Source organism: Saccharopolyspora antimicrobica (genome assembly GCF_003635025.1).
Classification (GTDB): Bacteria; Actinomycetota; Actinomycetes; order Mycobacteriales; family Pseudonocardiaceae; genus Saccharopolyspora; species Saccharopolyspora antimicrobica.
In genome coordinates this window covers 106,361-127,104 of record NZ_RBXX01000002.1, presented here as the reverse complement: position 1 = coordinate 127,104, position 20,744 = coordinate 106,361, and the positions used below count along the sequence as shown (strand labels likewise).

Below are 20,744 nucleotides of genomic sequence, written 5' to 3'. Positions count from 1 at the left end.
CTGAACCGTCGGCGTGTCGGGCTCCAACACGCCGACGGTCGTGCACGACTTCCGCAATTTCAATGGAAATCGCACGTCTGATTTCCATTGAAATTGCACACCGGCACACCCCGTGCGGTGAGTGAAGGGCACCTCGACCGATCATCCGGTCGAGGTGCCCTTCTCCTGGTTCAGGTCACTCCGCCGTGCGGAGGGTCTTCAGCGCTCGGTCGAACTCCCAGAAGGCGCGCATCGAGCGGATCAGGCCCGATTCGTCGACGTGGTAGACGAAGACGCCTTCGGCGTCCATCGTGCTGCCGTCCGGGAGGAACGTCGTGATGTGACCGGTGTTGGCGACCTCCCGGCCCGCCGCGAACGAGTCCTGGATGTGGAACTCGATGCGCTCGGCCTGGGCGATGGCCAGGTCCCAGAACGCCGCGATGCCCTCGTGGCCGTGGTGACCGCGGCCCTCCGGGTCGAAGACCGACGGCCCGACCGGGTCCTCGACGAAGCCGTCGGGGGCGAACAGCGCCACCCACTCGTCCTTCTCGCCGCGGGTCACCGCGCTCATCGACCTCAGCGCCGCGTCGCGCGCCGGGTGCGGTTCCGTGCTGGCGGACCAGTGCACGCCCTCGACCATGGTTTCCTCCGAGTCCGGTGCGGTGATTCTCGCGCTCATTGGACGGTGGACGACCGCCGCGGGGCGGTCTCCGACGGGAACACTCACTCAGAACTGCCCGATGACCTCGTCGGCGAACTTGCGGATGGAGTCCTGCTTGGCGCGCAGGTCGGCGTCGAAGCCGTGCCCGTCGAACAGCCACGGGACCACGATCGCGTCCGTCACGCCGACCTCGGCCTGCTCGCGGTAGCCGGACGCGCCGAAGCGGTCCACGCACACCGCCTGGATCTCGAACGGCACCTCGGAGCGGCCGTGCTCGGCGCGCAGCTCGGCGAGCCGGTCGATGGTGGTGCGCAGCTCCTCCAGCGTCATCATCGCCGAGGCCCAGCCGTCGCCGATCCGGGCCGCTCGCCGCAGCGCGGGCTCGGTGTGCCCACCGATGTAGATCGGCACCGGAGCGGCCGGCGCCGGGCTCATCTGCAGGCGGTCGAAGTCGAAGAACTCGCCGTGGTGCTCGACCATCCCGCCGCCGAGGATCAGCCGCAGCACCTCGATGGCCTCGTCCACGCGCGCGCCGCGCTTGGCGTAGGGCGCGCCGCACCACTCGAACTCCTCCGGCGCCCAGCCGAGCCCGATGCCGAGCCCGAAGCGGTCACCGGTGAGCACCGCGACCGACGCCAGCTGACGTGCCAGCAGCACCGGGTTGCGCGGCCCGAGCTTGAGCACCGAGGTGTAGAAGCGCAGCTTCGAGGTGACCGCACCCATCGCCGCGGCGGCGATCAGCGGGTCGGCCCAAGGTGTTTCGGCATTCCACATCCGCGAGCCGTCCGGCGTGTACGGGTAGGCCGCGGAGACCTGCTCGGAGTAGAACAGCGAATCGGGCAGGGCGATGGCGGCGAAGCCGCACTCCTCCGCGGTGCGGGCGAGCCCGGCGAGCTGGTCCAGCGGGCTCATCGCCACCGATAGCGTGAACTTCATCGTTCCCCCGGTTTCCGGGTGCCGACCACCCACATCGAGAAGTACTGGGAGCCGCCGCCGTAGGCGTGGCCCAGCGCGGTGCGCGCACCGTCCACCTGGTGCTCGCCCGCCTTGCCGGTGACCTGCATCGCGGCCTCGGCGAAGCGCAGCATGCCGGAAGCGCCGATCGGGTTGGAGGACAGCACGCCGCCGGAGGGGTTCACCGGCAGCCGCCCGTCGAGCGCGGTGTCGCCGGATTCGGTGATCTTCCAGCCCTGGCCCTCGGCGGCGAAGCCGAGGTTCTCCAGCCACATCGGCTCGAACCAGGAGAACGGCACGTAGATCTCGGCGGCGTCCACTTCGGACAGCGGATCGGTGATGCCCGCCTCCCGCCACAGCGCCGCCGCGGCGTCCCGGCCGGCCTGCGGGTTCACCTGGTCGCGCCCGGCGAAGGTGGTCGGCTCGGTGCGCATCGCGGTCGCGTGGATCCAGGCCGCGGAACCACCCGCCGCGCTCTCGTCGCCGATGACCACCGCGCACGCGCCGTCGGAGGACGGGCATGTCTCGTCGTAGCGGATCGGGTCCCACAGCACCTGCGAGGCCAGCACCGACTCCAGCGTGATGTCGGGCTGCTTGAGGTGCGCGTACGGGTTCCGCGCGCCGTTGCGCCGGTCCTTCACCGCGACCATCGCGCCGATGTGCTCGGGCGCGCCGGAGCGGCGGATGTAGGAGCGCACGTGCGGCGCGAAGTAGCCGCCCGCGCCCGCGCCGACCGGCATGCTGAACGGCGGCAGGATCGACAGCGCCCACATCGCGTTGGACTCGGACTGCTTCTCGAAGGCCACCGCCAGCACCCGCCGGTGCACGCCGCCCTGCACCAGGCTCGCCGCGACGTTGGCCGTGGACCCGCCGACCGATCCGGCGGTGTGCACCCGGATCATCGGCTTTCCCGTCGCTCCCAGGGCATCCGCCAGGTGCAGCTCGGGCATCATGACGCCTTCGAACAGATCGGGCGCCTTGCCGACGACGACGGCGTCGACGTCCGGCCAGTCCAGCCCGGCATCGGCCAGCGCGCGTTCGGCGGCTTCCCGGCACAGCCCGGCGATCGAGACGTCGAGGCGCTTGCTGGTGTGGTGCGTCTGGCCGGTCCCGATGACCGCCGCCAACCGCTTGCCCATCAGGACCTTCCCTCCATCACGCAGACCAGGTTCTGCTGCAGCGCGGGCCCGCTGGTGGCGTGCGCCAGCACCCGCCGCGCCGCACCGGACATCACGCGGGAAGCGGCTTCACCGATGCGCGACAGCCCGGCGGAGAACATCGGATTGCCGCACAGCGGACCGCCCGAGGGGTTGATCGCCACGTCCTCGCCGAGCCCGATCGCCCGGCGCAGCACGATCTCCTGGTGGGTGAACGGCGCGTGCAGCTCGGCCACCTCGACGTCGGCGGCCCCGGCGGCCTCGGCCGCGGCGGTGGTCGACGGCGACCGGAGCAGGTCGCGGGCGCCGATGCTGCCGGATTCGATCCGGTGCTCCAGGCCGGTGATCCACGCCGGACGTTCGTGCAGTTCGCGCGCCCGGTCGGCGCTCGCGAGCACGACCACGGCGGCTCCGTCGGTGATCGGCGCGCAGTCGTGCTTGCGCAGCGGGTCGGCGAGGTACGGCTCGGCGAGCAGGTCGGCCGCTGCCACCCGGCCCGAGATCTGCGCACCGGGTCCGGCGGCGGCGCGGCTGCGGGCGGCGACTTCGGCCATGTCCTGCTCGGTCCACTCGCCGGCGTCCAGGCCGAGCCGGGCCTGCAGCCCGGCGATGCTCACCGAGTCCGGCCACAGCGGGGCCGCGGTGTACGGGTCGAGCTGCAGGGCGAGGGTCCGGCGCAGGTCACCGGCCGATGACTTGCCGAAGCCGTAGACCAGCGCGGTGTCGACCTCGCCGGTGCGGATCTTCACCCACGCCTCGTACAGCGCCCAGGCTGCGTCCATCTCGACGTGCGACTCGTTGATCGGCGGGAAGGCGCCGATGGCGTCCACCGCGGCGATGAACGAGAACGCCCGCCCCGCCAGGTAGTCCGACGAACCCGAGCACCAGAACCCGATGTCCTCGGTGCGCAACCCGGTGCTGTCGAGCACTTCCCGGAAGATCGGGACCAGCATCTCGACCCCGTTGGTGGTGCCGTGGGTGGCGCGCACGTTCGGTGCTTGCGCGAACCCGACGACCGCTACGTCTGCCACGGTGCACTCCTCGGCGTTTCGGTTGTCGCAGCGGGCCGACCCGGTCGGGCGTCGATCTCGTGCGAAATCGACCACCCCGGTCGGCCTAGAGGTGTTGGGCGTAGGTCTCGAAGGGGGCGTCGGGCTCACCGGTGGGGCGGAAGTGGTCGATGTTCTGCAGCGTGTAGCCCCACTCCTCGCGGGGTTTCCACTCCGCGCGCACCCGCATGCCCATCCGCACGTCAGCCGCGTCGCAGCCCAGCACCAGGTGCAGGAAGGCGATGTCGGCGCCGTCGAGCAGGACGTAGGCCGACACGTAAGGCGGCGGGATCCGCTGGCCCAGGAAAGGCACGTTGACGATGCAGAAGGTGGTCACGATGCCGGTGTCGGGCAGCTCCACCTCCTCCTCGGTGGGCACGCCGTCGGTGGGACAGGCGCCGCGCGGCGGGATGTAGACCTTGCGGCACTGCGGGCAGCGCTGGCCGAGCAACCGTCCCTCGGTGAGCCCGCGCAGGTAGCGGCTCTCCTCCGGGGACGCCGAGTGCTGGTAGTGCAGGTGCACCGGCGCGGTGATCATGGAGACCGGTTCGGGATCTTCCAGCGGCGGGGCGGGGGATTGGCCGACCGGCTCGAAGCAGGCGATGTCGCGGATGCCGTTGCCCAGCTCGGCGGCCCACCGGACCTGCACCCGCATGCCGGTGCGCACGGCATCGGGCGAACCGGCGTCCAGCGCGTGCAGCATCGGGGTGTCCGCGCCGTCGAGCAGCACCAGCGCCCAGGCGAACGGGTGCGCCAGCGGCTGGCCTTCCAGCGGGCGCGGCATCCACGACCAGCTCAGCACGGTGCCCCGAGTGCCGACCGGGACGAACTCGTCGAGCGCGGCGGCGGTGTCCGGGTCGTACTCGACCGGTGGCACGTGCACCCGGCCGTCGCTGCCGCGCACGCCGACGATGCGGCGGCCGCGCAGTTCGGTGGCGAACCGGCGGTGGACCGGTCCGAGGGAGCGGGTGTAGTCGAAGCCGACTTCGAGCGGTGCGCTGAGTGGTTCGGAGAGCCCAGTCACGTTTCGCAGTGAAACATGTTCTCGATTTTGGGGCAACATGCGGGCAGGATGGGCGCCGGTGAATCCGTCGGGACGAGGAGGATCGCTGATGAGGATCGGACTTCAGCTCGGCTACTGGGGAGCGGCGCCGCCGCCGAACGCGGAGGAACTCGTTCTCGGTGCCGAGAGCGCCGGGTTCGACTCGGTGTTCGCCGCGGAATCCTGGGGATCGGACGCCTTCACGCCGCTGGCCTGGTGGGGTTCGCGGACCAGCCGCGTGCGGCTGGGCACCTCGGTGGCGCAGGTCGCCGCGCGGACCCCGGCGTCGTGCGCGATGCACGCGCTGACGCTGGACCACCTCTCAGGTGGCCGCTGCGTGCTCGGGCTCGGCGTGTCCGGGCCGCAGGTGGCGGAGGGCTGGTACGGCACGCCGTTCGCGAAACCCCTTGCGCGGACCAGGGAATACGTCTCGATCGTGCGGCAGGTGCTGGCCCGCGAAGCTCCGGTGCGCAACGAGGGCGCGCACTACCGGCTGCCCTACGACGGGCCGGGATCGATCGGGCTGGGCAAGTCGCTGCGCCCGATCACCCACCCGCTGCGCGCCGATCTGCCGATCTGGCTGGGCGCCGAAGGCCCGCGCAACGTGGCGCAGACGGCCGAGATCGCCGACGGGTGGATCGCGGTGTACTACTCGCCGCGCGTCGCCGGGATGTACGAGGACTGGCTGGGGGAGGGCTTCGCCCGGCCGGGAGCGCGGCGCGGTCGCGCGGACTTCGAGGTCGCCGCCAGCTGCCAGGTGGTCGTCACCGACGATCCGGCTGCCGAGCGGGCGAAGCTGAAGCCCTCGCTCGCGCTCTACATCGGCGGGATGGGCGCGCCGGGGATGAACTTCCACGCCGAGCTCTTCCGCCGGATGGACTACGACGAGGTCGTCGACGACGTGCTGCGGCTGTACGGCGAAGGCCGGCGCGAGGAGGCGGTGGCCGCGGTGCCGGACGAGATGGTCGACGACGTGGCGGTCATCGGCGACGCCGAGACGGTGCGGGCGCGGGTGGCGGAGTGGGAGAAGTCCGGGGTGGACACGCTGCTGGTCGGCTGCCGCTCCGTCGATCACATCCGGCGCGTGTCGACGGCGCTCGGCCTTGAGTCCTCAGTGGACTGAACCGGTGATCGCGGCCGGGCCTTGCCGATGTGGTGGAACAGGTTCTAGATTTGCGGGAGGTTTCCGATTCCCCCGTCGCCGTTGACAGGAGTCCGCCGTGTCCGACATCGGGCTGTGGAAGATCGCAGAGCAAGAACCGGACCGCATCGCCGTGATCGCCCCCGACGGCAGCTCGGTCGGCTACGCCGAGCTCGCCGCCGCGGCGGACCGCTACGGCCGCGGGTTGCAGGGCATGGGGCTCGACGTCGGCGACAGCGTGGTGCTGATGCTGCCCAACGGCCCGGACCTGCTGGCCGCCTACTTCGCCGCGCTGCAGTGCGGCCTGTACGCGGTGACGGTGAACTGGCACCTGGTGGGTCCCGAGGTCGCCTACCTGATCGAGGACAGCGGCGCGAAGGCGTTCATCGCGCACGAGCGCTTCGCCGAAGCCGCCTCCGACGCCGCCGCGCGCAGCGGGCTGCCCGCCTCGGCGCGCTTCGCGGTGGGCGAGATCCCCGGGTTCCAGCAGCTGTCGCAGCTCGGCGCGCAGGAGCCGGCGAAGCGGCCGGACGTGCGCACCGCCGGCTCGCCGATGCTCTACACCTCCGGGACCACCGGGCGTCCCAAGGGCGTCCGGCGGCCGCTGACCGGTGCCGATCCCGACGTGGTGCCCGCCGCCGCGACCTGGTTCTTCGGCATCTTCGGGCTCGAACCCTTCGACGGGCACGTGCACCTGTGCGGCTCGCCGCTCTACCACACGGCGGTGCTCAACTTCGTCACCCACGCCATCCAGCTGGGGCACACCGCGGTGCTGATGGACCGCTGGGAACCGGCCGAGATGCTCCGGCTGATCGAGCGGCACCGGGTGACGCACACGCACATGGTGCCCACCCAGTTCCACCGGCTCCTGGCGCTGCCGCCCGAGGTGCGGCAGCGCTACGACGTCTCGTCGATGCGCGCGGCGATCCACGGGGCCGCGCCGTGCCCGCTGGAGGTCAAGCGGGCGATGCTGGAGTGGTGGGGCCCGGTGGTGATCGAGTACTACGCGGCGACCGAGGGCGGTGGCACCGCGATCGGCGCCGAGGAGTGGCTGCGCAAGCCGGGATCGGTGGGCAGGCCGTGGCCGGGCTCGACGGTCAAGGTGCTCGGCGACGACGGCGCGGAGCTGCCGCCGGACGAGATCGGCACGGTGTACATGCGGATGGGCGGCTCGACCTTCGAGTACCACCGCGATTCGCGCAAGACCGAGCAGGCGCGCGTCGGTGACCTGTTCACCCTCGGCGACGTCGGCTACCTCGACTCCGACGGCTACCTGTACCTGTGCGACCGCAAGAGCGACATGATCATCTCCGGTGGCGTGAACATCTACCCGGCGGAGATCGAGAACGCCCTGTCGGTGCACCCGAAGGTCGCCGACGTGGCGGTGTTCGGCGTCCCGAACGAGGACTGGGGCGAGGAGGTCAAGGCCGTCGTGCAGCCCGCCGAAGGCGCCTCGCCCGGCGACGAGCTGGCGGCCGAACTCCTCGCCTACGCCCGGGACCGCCTGGCGAAGTTCAAGACGCCCCGCACCATCGACTTCATCGATGAACTCCCCAGGGATCCCAACGGCAAGCTCTACAAGCGCAAGCTCCGCGCCCCGTACTGGGCCGACCGGGAACGCGCGATCTGAACGCGGTGAAGGGTGCCGGACCCGCCGCCGGCAGGGGCTAGCGGCGCAAGCTGATCATGGTGTGGCCGGTCTCCTCGTCCGGCCGCCGCCCCTGCTCGGTGAAGCCGAGCTGCTCGTAGAAGCGCCGAGCCCGCAGGTTCTGCTCGTAGACGTCCAGGGTCACCTCGCCGTGGAGGCTCACCGCGTGTTCCACGAGCGCCCTGCCGACGCCGCGGCCCTGCGACTCCGGCGCAACGAAGAGGCCGCCGATCTCGGCGTCGAGCAGGCCGAGCAGCCCGACGACGCGGCCCGAGATCTCCGCCACCCAGTTGTCCGCTTCGACCAGGTAGATCTCCCGGATCTTGCGGGCCCGCTCGCCCTCGCCCTCACCCTCGATGAACGGGTGCGCGATCTTGGACGCGCGCGACCACAGGTCGACCACGGGTTCCTCGTCGGCGGGCCGGTACCGCCGGATGACCATCTCCTGCTCCACGGCGTCGACGGTAGGACCGGCCCGCGCGAAATGCCAACGGGTTTTCTCACCGGCTGCCGCAAGCCCGGTCAACCGGCTCCGGAACGGAACGGCCGCGCGGTCGGTTCAGCGGGCGCGGAAGTCCGGGGTGCGCTTCTCCGCGAAGGCTCGGGGGCCTTCTTTGGCGTCCTCGCTGGTGAACACCTGCATGCCGAGTCGCGCGTCCACTGTGAACGCGTCGTTCTCCGGCATGCCTTCCGTTTCGCGCATCGTGCGGAGGATCGCCTGGACCGCCAGCGGGCCGTTGGCCGCGATCAGATCGGCCAGTTCGAGGGCCTTGACGAGTGCTTGGCCGTCGGGGACGACGTGACCGATCAAGCCGATCTCCTTGGCCTCCGCGGCGCGGATGTGCCTGCCCGTCAGCAGGATGTCCGCGGCGACGGTGTACGGGATCTGGCGCGGCAGGCGGACGGCCGAGCCGCCGAGCGGGAACAGGCCCCAGCGCGCTTCGGAGACGCCGAACCGGGCGCTCTCGCCGGCCACCCGGATGTCGGTGGCCTGCAGGATCTCGGTGCCGCCCGCGATCGCCGGGCCTTCCACCGCCGCGATCAGCGGTTTGGTCAGCCTGCGGCCCTTGAGCAGCGGCTCGATCACCGACATGTCCATGCCGCGCGTGGTGTCGCCGGGGTGGGACTGCGTCATCGCCTTGAGGTCCGCGCCCGCGCAGAACGCGCCGCCGGCACCGGTCAGGATGCAGGCGCGGATCTCGTCGTCGCGGTCCACTTCGTCCCACGCTTCTCGCATGATCTGCAACATCGGGCCGGACAGCGCATTTCGCGCCTCGGGCCGGTTCATCGTCACCACGAGCACCGGCCCGCGGCGCTCGACCAGGCAGTGGGGTGCTTCGTCGCTCGACGTCATGGGAAACCTTCCACTCGGCGGATGGCCTTGCTGTCAAGGGGAAAGCGGTTCTGGATCGTCCAAGGAGCCCGGCATCGGAGGCGAAATCCGGTTGGGCTCGAACGGGTTCTTGCCCGGGACGATAACACGTTCTACTTTCTTCAGGGTGGCGTACAACATCGCAGATCTTTTCGAGCACGCCGTCGATCTGACGCCAGATCGCGCCGCCGTGGTCTGCGGCGAGCAACGGCTCACCTTCGGGCAGCTGGACCGGCGGGTCAACCAGCTGGCGCACCACTACACCGCTCGTGGACTCGGGCGCGGCTCGCACATCGGGATCTACTCCCGCAACGGGATCGAGGCGCTGGAGGCCATGCTGGCGGCCTACAAGATCCGCGCCGTGCCGATCAACATCAACTTCCGCTACGTGCCGGCGGAACTGCGGTACATCTTCGACAACGCCGACCTGGCGGCGCTGGTGCACGAGCGCCGCTACAGCGACAACGTCGCGCAGATCCGCCCGGACTTCCCGGGATTGCGCGAAGTCCTGGTGATCGAGGACGGAACAGACCTCGAGCACGGCGGGACCGAGTACGAATCCGCGCTGTCCGGGCATTCCGGTGAGCGGGACTTCCCGGCGCGCAGCTCCGACGACCCGTACCTGCTCTACACCGGCGGCACCACGGGCATGCCGAAAGGCGTGATGTGGCGGCACGAGGACGTCTGGCGGGTGCTGGGCGGCGGCATCGACTTCATGACCGGTGAAGCGATGCGCGACGAGTGGCAGCAGGCGCGCGCCGGTGCCGAAAGCGGTGGCCTCACCCGGCTTCCGGCGGCTCCGTTCATCCACGGCGCCGCGCAGTGGGCCAGTTTCGGCAACCTCTTCGCGTGCAGCTCCGTGGTGTTCGTGCCGCAGTTCGACGCGCACGAGGTGTGGCGGGCCATCGAGCGCGAGAAGGTCAACGTGCTGGCGATCGTCGGCGACGCGATGGCCCGGCCGCTCATCGAGGCCTACCGCGACGGCGGCTACGACGCCTCCTCGCTGCTGGCCATCTCCAGCAGTGCGGCGCTGTTCTCGCCCGCGGTGCAGCGCCAGTACCTCGACGAGCTGCCGAACGTGGTGATCACCGATTCCATCGGCTCCTCCGAGACCGGGTTCAGCGGCATCGGCGTGGTCACCCGCGACAGCGGGCAGTCCGGCGGCCCGCGGGTCAACGCCGACGCCTCCACCACCGTCATCCGCGACGACAACACCTTCGCCGAGCCCGGTGAGGTGGGGTGGCTGGCGCGCCGCGGGCACGTGCCGCTCGGCTACTACAAGGACGAGGAGAAGTCGCGGAAGGTGTTCGTCGAGATCGACGGCACGCGCTACGTGGTGCCCGGCGACTACGCCCGGATCGAGGACGACGGCACGGTGACGATGCTGGGCCGCGGCTCGGTGTCCATCAACACCGGTGGGGAGAAGGTCTTCCCGGAGGAGGTGGAGGCGGCGCTGAAGTCCCACCCGGACGTCTTCGACGTGCTGGTCGTCGGAGTGCCCGACGAGCGGCTGGGCCAGCGCGTGGCAGCCGTGGTGCAGCCGAGGCCCGGTGCCCGGCCCGGGCTGGCCGGCCTCGACGCGCACGTCCGGGAGTCGATCGCCGGCTACAAGGTGCCGCGCAGCCTCTGGCTGGTCGACGAGATCACCCGCTCGCCCAGCGGGAAACCCGACTACACCTGGGCGAAGCAGCACACCGAAGCGCACCCGCCCGCCGAGGTGCGCGAGCCCAAGCGCGCGGCTCAGTAGATCCCGCGACTTCCGTTGAAATCGCACGTCCGATTTCAACGGAAGTCGCGGATTTCGGGAGCCCGGCGTTCCGAGACGACCGATGAGGACCAGATGCGAACGACACTGTGCGACACCCTGGGCATCGAGCACCCGATCGTCGGGTTCACGCCCTCCGAGCACGTCGCGGCGGCGATCAGCCGCGCGGGCGGGCTCGGAGTGCTGGGCTGCGTGCGGTACAACGACGCCGACGACCTGGACGCGGCGCTGGACTGGATGGACGCCAACACCGACGGCAAGCCCTACGGGGTGGACGTGGTGATGCCGGCGAAGATCCCCACCGAGGGCGCCGCCGTGGACCTCGCCGAGCTCATCCCGCCCGTGCACCGCGATTTCGTCCACCGCACGCTCGACGAGCTCGGCGTGCCGAAGCTGCCCGCCGAGGAGGAGCAGCGCGACGGCGTGCTGGGCTGGCTGCACTCGGTGGCCCGGTCGCACGTGGACGTCGCGCTGCGGCATCCGGTGCGGTTGATCGCCAACGCGCTGGGCTCGCCGCCGGTGGACGTCATCGAGCAGGCGCACGAGCACGACGTCCTGGTGGCGGCGCTGGCGGGCAAGGCGGAGCACGCGGTGCGGCACGTCGACAACGGGGTGGACATCGTCGTGGCGCAGGGCCACGAAGCCGGTGGCCACACCGGCGAGATCGCCACCATGGTGCTGGTGCCGGAGGTCGTCGACGCGGTCGGCGCGCGGGCGCCGGTGCTGGCCGCGGGCGGCATCGGATCCGGGCGGCAGGCCGCGGCGGCGCTCGCGCTCGGGGCCAGCGGCGCGTGGATGGGCTCGTACTGGCTGGCCACCACCGAGTACCAGCAGCTGCCGGGCAACGCCGTGACGCAGCAGGCGCTGCTGGCGGCCGGTTCCAGCGACACGGTGCGCTCGCGGATCTACACCGGAAAACCCGCGCGGCTGCTCAAAACCCGGTGGACCGAGGCGTGGTCGGTGCCCGGCGCACCCGATCCGCTGCCGATGCCGTTGCAGAACATCCTGGTCAGCGAGGCGCACCAGCGCATCATGCGGGCCGCGGACCCGTCGGTGGTGTCGATGCCGGTGGGCCAGATCGTGGGCCGGATGAACCAGGTCCGCCCGGTCGCCGAAGTGATGGCCGACCTGCTGGCGGAGCTCGACGCGACGGTCGACCGCCTCACCGGCCTCCGCTGAGGCGACGACCAGGACCCGAGTGGCCAGTCGCGACCGGCCCCTCGGGTCCTTAGAGCGCCCCGACGCGCCCGGGACGCGGTGAACCTCCGCAATTTCAATTGAAATCGGACGTCCGATTTCAATTGAAATTGCGGAACCATCGGCGTGTTGGGTGCCCGACACGCCGACGGTGCGTCGGTTTGCACGCGATTTCAATGGAAATTCGACGTTCGATTTCCATTGAAATCGCGTGGGTCCCGGCTACGGGGCGGGGACGTAGGTGTCGTCCGATCGGTGGTAGACCGGGTCTGAGGTGTCGAGGGCCTCGGCCATCAGGTGGCGTTTGAGGATCTTGTGCGTCGCCGTGCGGGGCAGGTCGGCGGCGAGGCGGAGGTAGCGGGGCCACTGCTTCGGGCCCAGATCCGGTTGGGCGGTCAGGAAGTCCGCGAGGGTTCCGGGGGCGAAGTCGGCGGTGGTGATCAGGGCGGCCATCACCTGGTCGCCGGTCGTCGGGTCCGGGACCGCGTAGACCGCCGCCTCGCGGATGTCCGGGTGGCGCAGCAGGATTCGCTCGATCGGCGCCGTCGCCAGGTTCTCACCGTCGACCCGCAGCCAGTCGGCGGTGCGGCCGGCGAAGCGGCAGAAGCCGTCGGCGTCCAGGTAGGCCAGGTCGCCGCTCCAGTACATGCCGTCGCGCATCCGCTCCGCATCGGCCTCCGGCGCGTTGTAGTAGCCGGCGAACCAGCCCGAACCGGTGGTGTTGACCAGCTCGCCGATGGCCTCGTCCGGGTTGAGCAGCCTGCCGTCGGGCGAGAACTGCGCGGTGGCGCAGGGCTTTCCGGTGTCCGGGTCCAGCACGGCCACGCCCTCGGGCAGCTTGCCGAGCGCGCCCGGCGGGGTGTCCGGGGTGCGGGCGATCGCGATGCCGCCCTCGGTGGAGCCGAAGCCGTCGACCACCCGGCAGCCGAACCGCTCGGCGAAGCGCCGCACGTCCCGCTCGTTGGCCTCGTTGCCGTACACCAGGCGCAGCGGGTTCTCCGCGTCGTCCGGCCGCGGCGGCGTGGCCAGCACGTGCGCGAGCGGTTTCCCGACGTAGTTGGCGTAGGTGACTCCGAACCGGCGCACGTCGGGCAGGAATCCGGAGGCGGAGAACCGGCGGCGCAGCGCGATGGTCGCACCGGCGGCGGCGCCGACCGCCCACCCGGCCATCAGGGCGTTGGAGTGGAACAGCGGCATCGACACGTAGGTCACGTCCTCGCCGGTGAGGCCGAAGCGCTGGGCCAGCATCCGGCCGGGGAACGCGATCTTGCCGTGCGTGCAGCGGACTGCCTTCGGATCGCCGCCGGTGCCGGAGGTGAACACCAGCACTAGCAGGTCGTCGGGGACGGCCTCGACGGGGGCGAGTTCGGTGCCGGAGTGCTCGGCGAGCAGCGCCGGCCACGGTGGCGTGTCGACCAGCAGCATCGGGACGTCCACGCCCGCGAGCAGGTCGGCGTGCGCGGTGTCGGTGATGATCAGCTGGCAGTCGGTCAGCCGCACGTCGCGGGCCAGCGCCGCGCCGCGCCGCGTCGGGTTCAGCCCGACCAGCACCGCGCCGGAGAACGCCGCGCCGCCGAGCAGGAAGAGGAACTCCGGGACGTTGCCGAGCAGCACGCCGACGTGGAACGGGCCCGGGCGGCGCAGGGAACGCAGCAGCGACGCGTACTGCGAGCAGGTGCGCACCACTTCCGCCCACGACCACGAGCGGTCTTCGAAGAGCAGGCCGCAGCGCTCGTCCTCGGCGCGGGCGAGCAGGAATCCGGTCACGGTGGGCGTCATGCGTCAGCCCGCCAGGGCGTCGCCGAGCCGGCCCAGCTGGACCGCCGCGGCACCGAGGCTGAACTCGTTCCGCTTGGCCGCGACGAAGTAGCGGTGCAGCGGGTGGTCGAGGTCGATGCCGACCCCGCCGTGCACGTGGACCGCCGTGTGCGCGACGCGGTGCCCGGCCTCGGCCGCCCAGAACTTCGCGGTCGCCAGTTCCGCCGCACAGGGCAGGCCCTCGTCGAGGCGCCAGGCGGCCTGCCACAGCGTCAGCCGCGCCGCCTCCACGTCGATGAAGGCGTCGGCCAACCGCTGGGCGACCGCCTGGAAGCTGCCGATCGGCCGTCCGAACTGCACCCGCTCGCGGGCGTACTCGCTGGTCATCTCCAGGGCCCTGGACACGACGCCGACCTGGTGAGCGCAGCTGCCGACGGTGGCGCGGGCCAGCAGCCAGCCGAGCACCGGATCACCGCCGAGCACCCGGTCGTCACCGACCCGGACGCCGTCCAGGTCCAGCCAGGCCTCGCTGTCGGAGTCGACGACGCGCTGGCGCTGCACGGCCAGCCGGTCGGGCTCGACCACGAACACCCGCGGGCCCTCCGATGTGGACGCCGGGATGAGCACCAGGTCGGCCATCGCGCCCGCTGGGACGCCGGTCTTGCTGCCGGTGAGCACCCATTCACCGCCCTGGCGCTCGGCCTGGCAGGACGGAACCGCCGGGGTCGGGTTGTGCTCCTCGGTCAGCGCCGCGGTGAGCACCAGTTCGCCGCGGGCGGCCGGTGCGGCCCAGCGGCGCCGCTGCTGCTCGGTGCCGAAGCGGGCGATCGCGGCCGCTGCGGTGGTGATCGAGCTCAGGTAGGGAACCGGCGCGACGGCGCGGCCGAGCTCGATGAGCACGCTGCACTGCTCCAGCAGCCCGAAACCGCCGCCACCGACGGATTCCGGCAGCCCGGCGCCGAGCACGTCGGCGGTGGCCAGCTGCGTCCACAGTGCTCGGTCGAACCGGTCGTCGCCGCGCTCCACCTCGCGCAGCCGCTCGTTGGTCACCTGGTCGTCGAGGATCTTGCGGGTGAGCTCGGCGAGGTCGTCCTGCGCCTCGGTCAGGGTGAAGTCCATGCCTCTCCTTCGAAGTCAGGTCACCCGGCGTGGTGTCAATTTCGTACGAAATCGACGTTCACCCGGGTGACGGTCGATTTCGCGCGAGATCGACGCGGTGCCGGGTGAATCAGCGCTTGGCCGGGGGGAGGCCCAGGCCGACCGCGGCCACGATGTCGCGCTGCACCTCGTTGGTCCCGCCGCCGAAGGTCAGGATCAGCGAGGAGCGGTGCATGCGTTCGATGCGGCCGCGCAGGGCCGCGCCGGGCGAGCCGCGGCGGATGTGGGCCGCGCTGCCGAGGACCTCCATCAGCAGGCGGTAGGCCTCGGTGGCGAACTCGGTGCCGAACACCTTCGTGGCCGATGCCGTGGCGGGCGCCGGGTGCCGCTCGATGGTGGTGGCGATCTTCCAGTTGACCAGCTTGAGGAATTCCGCGCCGGCGTGCGCGCGGGCCAGGTGGTGGCGCACCCACTCCTGGTCGATCACGCGCCGTCCGTCGGTGAGCCGCGTCTCCCGCGCCCACTCCAGGACTTCGTCCAGCGCGGAGCGCAGCGGGGCGGCCGAGGTGAGCGCCACGCGTTCGTGGTTGAGCTGGTTGGTGATCAGCGGCCAGCCCTCGTTCTCGGCGCCGACCAGCGCCGACGCGGGCACCCGCACGTCCTGGTAGTAGGTCGCGCTGGTGGTCGGCCCGGCGACGGTGTGCACCGGCGTCCAGGAGAAGCCGGGGGCGTCGGTGGGCACGATCAGGATGCTCAGCCCGCGGTGCTTCCTGGCCTCGCGATCGGTGCGGCAGGCCAGCCAGACGTAGTCGGCGTACTGGATCAGGCTGGTCCACATCTTCTGACCGTTGATCACGTAGTCCTCGCCGTCGCGATCGGCGGTGGTGCGCAGCGAGGCCAGGTCGGTGCCCGCCTCCGGCTCGGAGTAGCCGATCGCGAAGTGGATCTCGCCCGCGGCGATCTTGGGCAGGTAGTGGGCCTTCTGTTCCGGCGTGCCGTAGCGCATGATCGTCGGCGCGATGCTGTTGAGCGTCAGGAAGGGCACCGGGGCGCCCGCGACGGCCGCCTCGTCGGTGAAGATCAGCTGGTCGAGGGTGCTGCGGTTCTGCCCGCCGTACTCGGTCGGCCAGCCCAGCGCGAGCCATCCGTCGGCGCCCATCTGCCGCACGACCTGCCGGTAGGCCTCGCCGTTGCCGTAGTCGCCGTGCGCGGCCAGTTCCTCGCGGATCTCGGGCGTCATGAGCTTGTCGAAGTAGCGCCGCAGCTCCTCGCGCAGCTCCTCCTGCTCGGACGTGTAGGCGATGCGCATGCACCCCTCCTGCGATCGGCAGTGTGCTGAAACATGTTTCAACAACCATAAGCCCGGCGGGGTGCTCAGGTCGACAAGCCGCTAGTGGGATGGATGTCGGCGTTCGGTTTGACGGTGCGGAACGAGTTCTAAGGTGCGGCGAAGGGGTGAGATCGCACCGAACGGAGCAGTGACGTTCGCACGAACGGCTCGTTGAGCAGCCGAGTGGATCGCCCGAACGAGGCTCGGTAGAACTGGTTGCACGATCCACGACGTGGGTCGATCGGAAATCCGCAAGCTTTTTCCCGCTGGTCTTGCCACTGTGAAAGAACACGTTCTAGTGTGGTGCGAGTTACAGTCCCGGCTCCCTCGGTGAGGTGATCAACGGGTGAAGACGGCGGTTCTCGAGCAGATCGGGCATGGATCCGGCACCTGCGCGTCCGCCGGATCGTGAACTTCGACTGAAGCTAGGAGTGGTGGTGCGGAGTCTGGAGGGCAAGGTCGCTGTCGTCACCGGGGCGGGCGCCGGACTGGGGCGGGCGGAAGCGCTCGCGCTGGCCGGTGCCGGGGCCGAGGTGGTGGTCAACGACGTCACCGAGCGCGCTGCGGACGTGGTGTCCGAGATCGAGGAGGCCGGCGGCAAGGCCGTCGCGGTGCTCGGGGACGTCTCGTCCAGCGCGACCGCGGAGGAGCTGGTGTCCACCGCGCTGCAGCGCTTCGGCGGGCTGCACGTGGTGGTGAACAACGCCGGCGTGCTGCGCGACCGGATGCTGTTCAAGATGGCCGACCAGGAGTGGGACGACGTGGTCCGCGTCCACCTGCGCGGCCACTTCCTGCTGTCCCGCAACGCCGCCGCGTTCTGGCGCGACCAGTACAAGCAGGACGGCAGCACCTACGGCAGCGTGATCAACACCGCCTCGGAGGCCTTCCTGCTCGGTGCCGCGGCGCAGCCGAACTACGCCGCGGCCAAAGCCGGGATCGCCGCGCTCACCGTGTCCACCGCGCGTGCGCTCGCGCGAATGGGCGTGCGGGCCAACGCGATCTGCCCGCGGGCCCGCACGGCGATGACCGAGGAGGTCTTCGGCCCGGCGCCGGAGGACGGCGTCGACCCGCTGTCGACGGATCACGTGGCACCGCTGGTCGCCTACCTCGCCTCGCCCGCCGCCGAGCGGATCAGCGGGCAGGTCTTCGTCGTGCACAGCGGGTTGATCGCGCTCATGGCCGCGCCGGTGGTCGAGCAGCGCTTCGACACCAGCGGTCCGCTGTGGACGGAGGACGAGCTGGCGGGCACCGTCGGCGCCTACTTCGCCGACCGCGACCCGGAGCGCAACTTCTCCGCAGCCGAACTTCTCTCCCTCCCCTAGGGGAACGGAGCCAGGAGCTCCCCGAAACCAGCTGAAACCGCCGCTCAGGGAGGACTTCCGAATGGCGCTGACCGTGCAGCAGCACCGCGACGCTGCTGGGCTCAAGGACGGATTGCTGCTGGTCGACGGCCAGTGGCGGCAGGCCCGCGCGGGCCGCACCTGGACCCACCACCACCCGGCGACCGGCGAGGTCATCGGCGACATCGCCGTCGCCGGTGCCGAGGACGTCGACGAAGCGGTGCGGGCCGCGCGTCGTGCGTTCGACGAGGGCCCGTGGCCGACGATGCGGGTGGGCGAGCGCTCCCGGCTGCTGCGCCGGTGCTCCGACCTGCTCCGGGAGAACGCCGACGACCTGCGGGCGCGGCAGGCGCTGGACAACAGCGTGCCGCTGTCGTTCGCCACCGTCTACGCGGGTTCGGTCGACGTGGCCGCCGACGTCTTCGACCACCACGCTGGGTGGATCGACAAGGCCGGTGGCGAGACGTTCCCGCCGTACCAGGGCGGCGACCACCTCGCGATGACGCTGCGCGAACCGGTCGGCGTGGTGGCCGCGGTGCTGCCGTGGAACGCGCCGTTCCTGCTGTTCGCGCAGAAGGTCGCGCCCGCGCTGGCGGCCGGTTGCACCGTCGTCCTCAAACCCTCCGAGTACGCCACGTTCAGCGTGCTGCGGATGGTGGAACTGCTGCAGGAGGCCGGAATCCCGGACGGCGTGCTCAACGTCGTCACCGGCCCCGGCGATCCGACCGGCGAAGCGCTGATCACCCACCCGCAGGTGGACAAGGTCAGCTTCACCGGCAGCCGCGAGGTCGGCCGCCGCGTCGTCGCGGCCGCCGCGGGCACCATGAAGCGGGTGTCGCTGGAGCTCGGCGGCAAGAGCCCGGCGATCGTGTTCCCGGACGGTGACGTCGGTCTGGCCGGGATGACCGCGATGGGCATGGTCACCCTCGGGCTGTCCGGGCAGGCCTGCGTGGCGACCACCCGGGCGCTGGTGCACCGCGACGCCTACGACGAGTTCATCGGCGCCGCCGAGCTGATCGCCGGTTCGGTGACCTACGGCGACCCGTTCGACCCGGGCGTGCTGTCCAGCCCGCTGATCAACCAGCGGCAGCTGGAGCGGGTGCTCGGCTTCATCGAGCAGGGCCAGCGGGAGGGCGCGCGGCTGGTCACCGGCGGCGGGCGCGGCGACGGCGAGCTCAGCGCCGGGAACTTCGTGCAGCCGACCATCTTCGCCGACGCGGCCAACTCGATGACCGTCGCCCAGCAGGAGATCTTCGGGCCGGTGCTGACCGTGGTGCCCTTCGACGACGAGGACGAGGCGGTGCGGCTGGCCAACGACACCGAGTACGGCCTCGGCGCCGGGATCTACACCAAGGACGTGCAGCGGGCGTTCCGGGTGGCCAAGCGGATCCGCGCGGGCACGGTCGGGATCAACGGCTTCCAGGTGGAGCCGCACCTGCCCTTCGGCGGGTACAAGCAGTCCGGGCTCGGCCGGGAGGGCGGCCGGTCGGCCTACGAGTCCTTCACCGAGCTCAAGACCGTGCTGCTGCCGCTGACGGATGAGTTGATGTGACATGCGGTTGACGGGAAAGGTCGCGATCATCACCGGCGCGGCACGAGGGCAGGGCGCGGCGGCCGCGCGGCGGTTCGTCGAAGAGGGCGCGCGGGTGCTGATCGCCGATGTGGCCGACGAACCGGGCAAGGCGCTGGCCGACGAGCTCGGCCCGGACGCCGTCTACCAGCACCTGGACGTCAGCTCCGAGGACGACTGGGTCGACGCGGTGCGCGCGGCGGGCGAGCTGGGCCGGATCGACGTGCTGGTGAACAACGCCGGGGTGCTGCACTTCTCGGAGCTGGCCGAGACCAGCCTGGCCGACTACGAGCGGGTGATCCGGGTCAACCAGATCGGCACCTTCCTGGGCATGCGGGAGGTGATCCCGGCGATGTCCGACGGCGGCGGCTCGATCATCAACGTGTCCTCAGTGGAGGGACTGGGCGGCATGCCGCTGCTGGTGGCCTACTCGGCGAGCAAGTTCGCCATCCGCGGCATGACCAAGGTGGCGGCGATGGAGCTGGGCAAGCGCGGCATCCGGGTCAACTCGGTGCACCCGGGCGCCATCGACACCCAGATGATCCCCGACGCCGTCGGTGGGCCGGTGCCGATGGAGCACGTCGGCGAGCGGGTCGCGCTCGGCCGGGTCGGGCAGCCGGCGGAGATCGCCGACCTGGTGGTGTTCCTGGCCAGCGACGAGAGTTCCTACTGCACCGGCGCGGAGTTCGTCGCCGACGGCGGTGCGACGGCAACGCACTCGCTCGCCTGAGCGGTGCACGGGAGTGACTCCGCCGGGATCCCGGCCGGGTGATCTCCGGACGCGATTTCAATGGAAATCAGACGTCCGATTTCCATTGAAATCGCGGCAGAACAGCGCGCCGGAGCCGGTCCGGGGCGGCGTGCGGGGTCCCGGATCAACGCGGATCGGGAGGTGACCAGATGGCGGTGCGCAGCGCTGGCGCGGGCGCGTTCGTCCAGGTCGGACGGATGGCCACGCTGGCATGGGAGGTGCTGCGGGCCATGCCGCGGCGGCCCTTCCAGGTCCGCGAGTGCATCCAGCAGGCGTGGTTCTTCGCCAGCGTGACGATCCTGCCGACCGCGCTGGTGGCCATCCCGTTCGGCGCGGTCATCGCGATGCAGCTCGGGTCGCTGACCCAGCAGATCGGGGCGCAGTCGTTCACCGGCGCGGCCAGCGCGCTGGCCATCCTCCAGCAGGCCAGCCCGCTGATCACCGCGCTGCTGGTGGCCGGGGCCGGCGGCTCGGCGGTCTGCGCGGACATCGGGGCCCGCACCATCCGCGAGGAGATCGACGCGATGCAGGTGCTCGGCGTCTCGCCGATCCACCGGCTGATCGTGCCCAGGGTGGTCGGCGCGATGCTGGTCGCGCTGCTGCTCAACGGGATGGTCAGCGTCGTCGGCGTGATGGGCGGCTACTTCTTCAACGTGGTCCTGCAGGGCGGGACGCCGGGCGCCTACCTGGCCAGCTTCAACGCGCTCGCGCAGCTGCCGGACCTGTGGATCAGCGAGTTCAAGGCGCTGCTGTACGGGTTCGTGGCCGGTGTGGTCGCCGCCTACCGCGGACTCAACCCGTCCGGCGGGCCCAAGGGCGTGGGCGACGCGGTCAACCAGGCGGTGGTGAGCACCTTCCTGCTGCTGTTCCTGATCAACCTGGTGCTCACCGGGATCTACCTGCAACTCGTGCCACCGAAGGGGTTGTGAGCC

The 20,744-nt window shown here is 71.0% G+C and carries 18 protein-coding genes; 8 read left to right on the top strand and 10 right to left on the bottom strand.

Going from position 1 to position 20,744, the window contains the following annotated elements:
• Window positions 1-175: 175 nt before the first annotated feature.
• From ATL45_RS01150 to ATL45_RS01130, 5 genes are all read right to left on the bottom strand, one after another.
• The gene (locus ATL45_RS01150; protein ID WP_093158753.1) at window positions 176-619 is read right to left on the bottom strand and encodes a nuclear transport factor 2 family protein; all 444 of its coding nucleotides are present in this window, start codon (window positions 617-619) and stop codon (window positions 176-178) included.
• Window positions 620-706: 87 nt separating this feature from the next.
• The gene (locus ATL45_RS01145) at window positions 707-1,576 is read right to left on the bottom strand and encodes a TIGR03619 family F420-dependent LLM class oxidoreductase (protein WP_093158583.1); all 870 of its coding nucleotides are present in this window, start codon (window positions 1,574-1,576) and stop codon (window positions 707-709) included.
• Window positions 1,573-2,733, bottom strand: coding sequence for a thiolase family protein (locus ATL45_RS01140; protein WP_093158580.1), 1,161 nt, complete (start codon window positions 2,731-2,733; stop codon window positions 1,573-1,575). Before ATL45_RS01140 ends, ATL45_RS01145 begins: the two co-directional genes overlap by 4 nt.
• A complete protein-coding gene (locus ATL45_RS01135) occupies window positions 2,733-3,782 on the bottom strand; it encodes a thiolase family protein (RefSeq protein ID WP_093158577.1) in 1,050 nt (349 codons plus the stop codon). The genes ATL45_RS01140 and ATL45_RS01135 overlap by 1 nt, the downstream gene beginning before the upstream one ends.
• Window positions 3,783-3,867: 85 nt before the next feature.
• Window positions 3,868-4,824 (bottom strand): Zn-ribbon domain-containing OB-fold protein, encoded by a 957-nt coding sequence (locus tag ATL45_RS01130; protein ID WP_246025105.1) that lies wholly within the window; start codon window positions 4,822-4,824, stop codon window positions 3,868-3,870.
• An 88-nt stretch (window positions 4,825-4,912) separates the two neighbouring features.
• On the opposite strand from ATL45_RS01130, the gene ATL45_RS01125 reads away from it, so the two are divergent.
• Complete coding sequence (locus ATL45_RS01125; protein ID WP_093158572.1) at window positions 4,913-5,965, top strand: LLM class F420-dependent oxidoreductase; 1,053 nt, start codon at window positions 4,913-4,915, stop codon at window positions 5,963-5,965.
• A 97-nt stretch (window positions 5,966-6,062) separates the two neighbouring features.
• Window positions 6,063-7,613 (top strand): acyl-CoA synthetase, encoded by a 1,551-nt coding sequence (locus ATL45_RS01120; RefSeq protein ID WP_093158570.1) that lies wholly within the window; start codon window positions 6,063-6,065, stop codon window positions 7,611-7,613.
• 37 nt (window positions 7,614-7,650) lie between these two features.
• Here ATL45_RS01120 and ATL45_RS01115 read toward each other — a convergent pair whose 3' ends face one another.
• Both ATL45_RS01115 and ATL45_RS01110 read right to left on the bottom strand, forming a co-directional pair.
• Window positions 7,651-8,085 (bottom strand): GNAT family N-acetyltransferase, encoded by a 435-nt coding sequence (locus ATL45_RS01115; RefSeq protein ID WP_211841157.1) that lies wholly within the window; start codon window positions 8,083-8,085, stop codon window positions 7,651-7,653.
• A 105-nt stretch (window positions 8,086-8,190) separates the two neighbouring features.
• Entirely contained in the window at window positions 8,191-8,985 is a 795-nt protein-coding gene (locus tag ATL45_RS01110) for a crotonase/enoyl-CoA hydratase family protein (RefSeq protein ID WP_093158565.1), read from the bottom strand.
• 145 nt (window positions 8,986-9,130) lie between these two features.
• On the opposite strand from ATL45_RS01110, the gene ATL45_RS01105 reads away from it, so the two are divergent.
• Together ATL45_RS01105 and ATL45_RS01100 are read left to right on the top strand one after the other, a co-directional pair.
• Window positions 9,131-10,750, top strand: coding sequence for an acyl-CoA synthetase (locus ATL45_RS01105; RefSeq protein ID WP_093158562.1), 1,620 nt, complete (start codon window positions 9,131-9,133; stop codon window positions 10,748-10,750).
• Window positions 10,751-10,843: 93 nt separating this feature from the next.
• Entirely contained in the window at window positions 10,844-11,947 is a 1,104-nt protein-coding gene (locus ATL45_RS01100; protein WP_093158559.1) for an NAD(P)H-dependent flavin oxidoreductase, read from the top strand.
• 240 nt (window positions 11,948-12,187) lie between these two features.
• On the opposite strand, the gene ATL45_RS01095 is transcribed toward ATL45_RS01100, so the two are convergent.
• The 3 genes from ATL45_RS01095 to ATL45_RS01085 form a co-directional block, all read right to left on the bottom strand.
• A complete protein-coding gene (locus tag ATL45_RS01095; protein ID WP_093158557.1) occupies window positions 12,188-13,744 on the bottom strand; it encodes a long-chain-fatty-acid--CoA ligase in 1,557 nt (518 codons plus the stop codon).
• Between the two features lie 3 nt (window positions 13,745-13,747).
• Window positions 13,748-14,842: an acyl-CoA dehydrogenase family protein gene (locus tag ATL45_RS01090; protein WP_093158554.1), complete on the bottom strand. Its 1,095-nt coding sequence runs from the start codon at window positions 14,840-14,842 to the stop codon at window positions 13,748-13,750.
• A gap of 109 nt (window positions 14,843-14,951) precedes the next feature.
• Complete coding sequence (locus tag ATL45_RS01085) at window positions 14,952-16,130, bottom strand: acyl-CoA dehydrogenase family protein (protein WP_093158552.1); 1,179 nt, start codon at window positions 16,128-16,130, stop codon at window positions 14,952-14,954.
• 455 nt (window positions 16,131-16,585) lie between these two features.
• Here ATL45_RS01085 and ATL45_RS01080 point away from each other — a divergent pair, with 455 nt between their 5' ends.
• The 4 genes from ATL45_RS01080 to ATL45_RS01065 all read left to right on the top strand — a co-directional run bounded on the left by ATL45_RS01080 (window position 16,586) and on the right by ATL45_RS01065 (window position 20,741).
• A complete protein-coding gene (locus ATL45_RS01080) occupies window positions 16,586-17,473 on the top strand; it encodes a 3-oxoacyl-ACP reductase (protein ID WP_246025104.1) in 888 nt (295 codons plus the stop codon).
• A 61-nt stretch (window positions 17,474-17,534) separates the two neighbouring features.
• A complete protein-coding gene (locus tag ATL45_RS01075; RefSeq protein ID WP_093158547.1) occupies window positions 17,535-19,043 on the top strand; it encodes an aldehyde dehydrogenase family protein in 1,509 nt (502 codons plus the stop codon).
• A gap of 1 nt (window position 19,044) precedes the next feature.
• A complete protein-coding gene (locus tag ATL45_RS01070) occupies window positions 19,045-19,791 on the top strand; it encodes a glucose 1-dehydrogenase (protein ID WP_093158544.1) in 747 nt (248 codons plus the stop codon).
• Window positions 19,792-19,961: 170 nt separating this feature from the next.
• Window positions 19,962-20,741: an MlaE family ABC transporter permease gene (locus ATL45_RS01065; RefSeq protein ID WP_093158542.1), complete on the top strand. Its 780-nt coding sequence runs from the start codon at window positions 19,962-19,964 to the stop codon at window positions 20,739-20,741.
• The last annotated feature ends 3 nt before the right edge of the window (window positions 20,742-20,744 follow it).

What these genes read in the sequence shown, in the direction of transcription:
- ATL45_RS01150 (WP_093158753.1), bottom strand. Translation starts at nt 619, where the DNA reads ATGGTCGAGGGCGTGCACTGGTCCGCCAGCACGGAACCGCACCCGGCG.
- ATL45_RS01145 (WP_093158583.1), bottom strand. Translation starts at nt 1,576, where the DNA reads ATGAAGTTCACGCTATCGGTGGCGATGAGCCCGCTGGACCAGCTCGCC.
- ATL45_RS01140 (WP_093158580.1), bottom strand. Translation starts at nt 2,733, where the DNA reads ATGGGCAAGCGGTTGGCGGCGGTCATCGGGACCGGCCAGACGCACCAC.
- ATL45_RS01125 (WP_093158572.1), top strand. Translation starts at nt 4,913, where the DNA reads ATGAGGATCGGACTTCAGCTCGGCTACTGGGGAGCGGCGCCGCCGCCG.
- ATL45_RS01110 (WP_093158565.1), bottom strand. Translation starts at nt 8,985, where the DNA reads ATGACGTCGAGCGACGAAGCACCCCACTGCCTGGTCGAGCGCCGCGGG.
- ATL45_RS01100 (WP_093158559.1), top strand. Translation starts at nt 10,844, where the DNA reads ATGCGAACGACACTGTGCGACACCCTGGGCATCGAGCACCCGATCGTC.
- ATL45_RS01095 (WP_093158557.1), bottom strand. Translation starts at nt 13,744, where the DNA reads ATGACGCCCACCGTGACCGGATTCCTGCTCGCCCGCGCCGAGGACGAG.
- ATL45_RS01090 (WP_093158554.1), bottom strand. Translation starts at nt 14,842, where the DNA reads ATGGACTTCACCCTGACCGAGGCGCAGGACGACCTCGCCGAGCTCACC.
- ATL45_RS01085 (WP_093158552.1), bottom strand. Translation starts at nt 16,130, where the DNA reads ATGCGCATCGCCTACACGTCCGAGCAGGAGGAGCTGCGCGAGGAGCTG.
- ATL45_RS01075 (WP_093158547.1), top strand. Translation starts at nt 17,535, where the DNA reads ATGGCGCTGACCGTGCAGCAGCACCGCGACGCTGCTGGGCTCAAGGAC.
- ATL45_RS01070 (WP_093158544.1), top strand. Translation starts at nt 19,045, where the DNA reads ATGCGGTTGACGGGAAAGGTCGCGATCATCACCGGCGCGGCACGAGGG.
- ATL45_RS01065 (WP_093158542.1), top strand. Translation starts at nt 19,962, where the DNA reads ATGGCGGTGCGCAGCGCTGGCGCGGGCGCGTTCGTCCAGGTCGGACGG.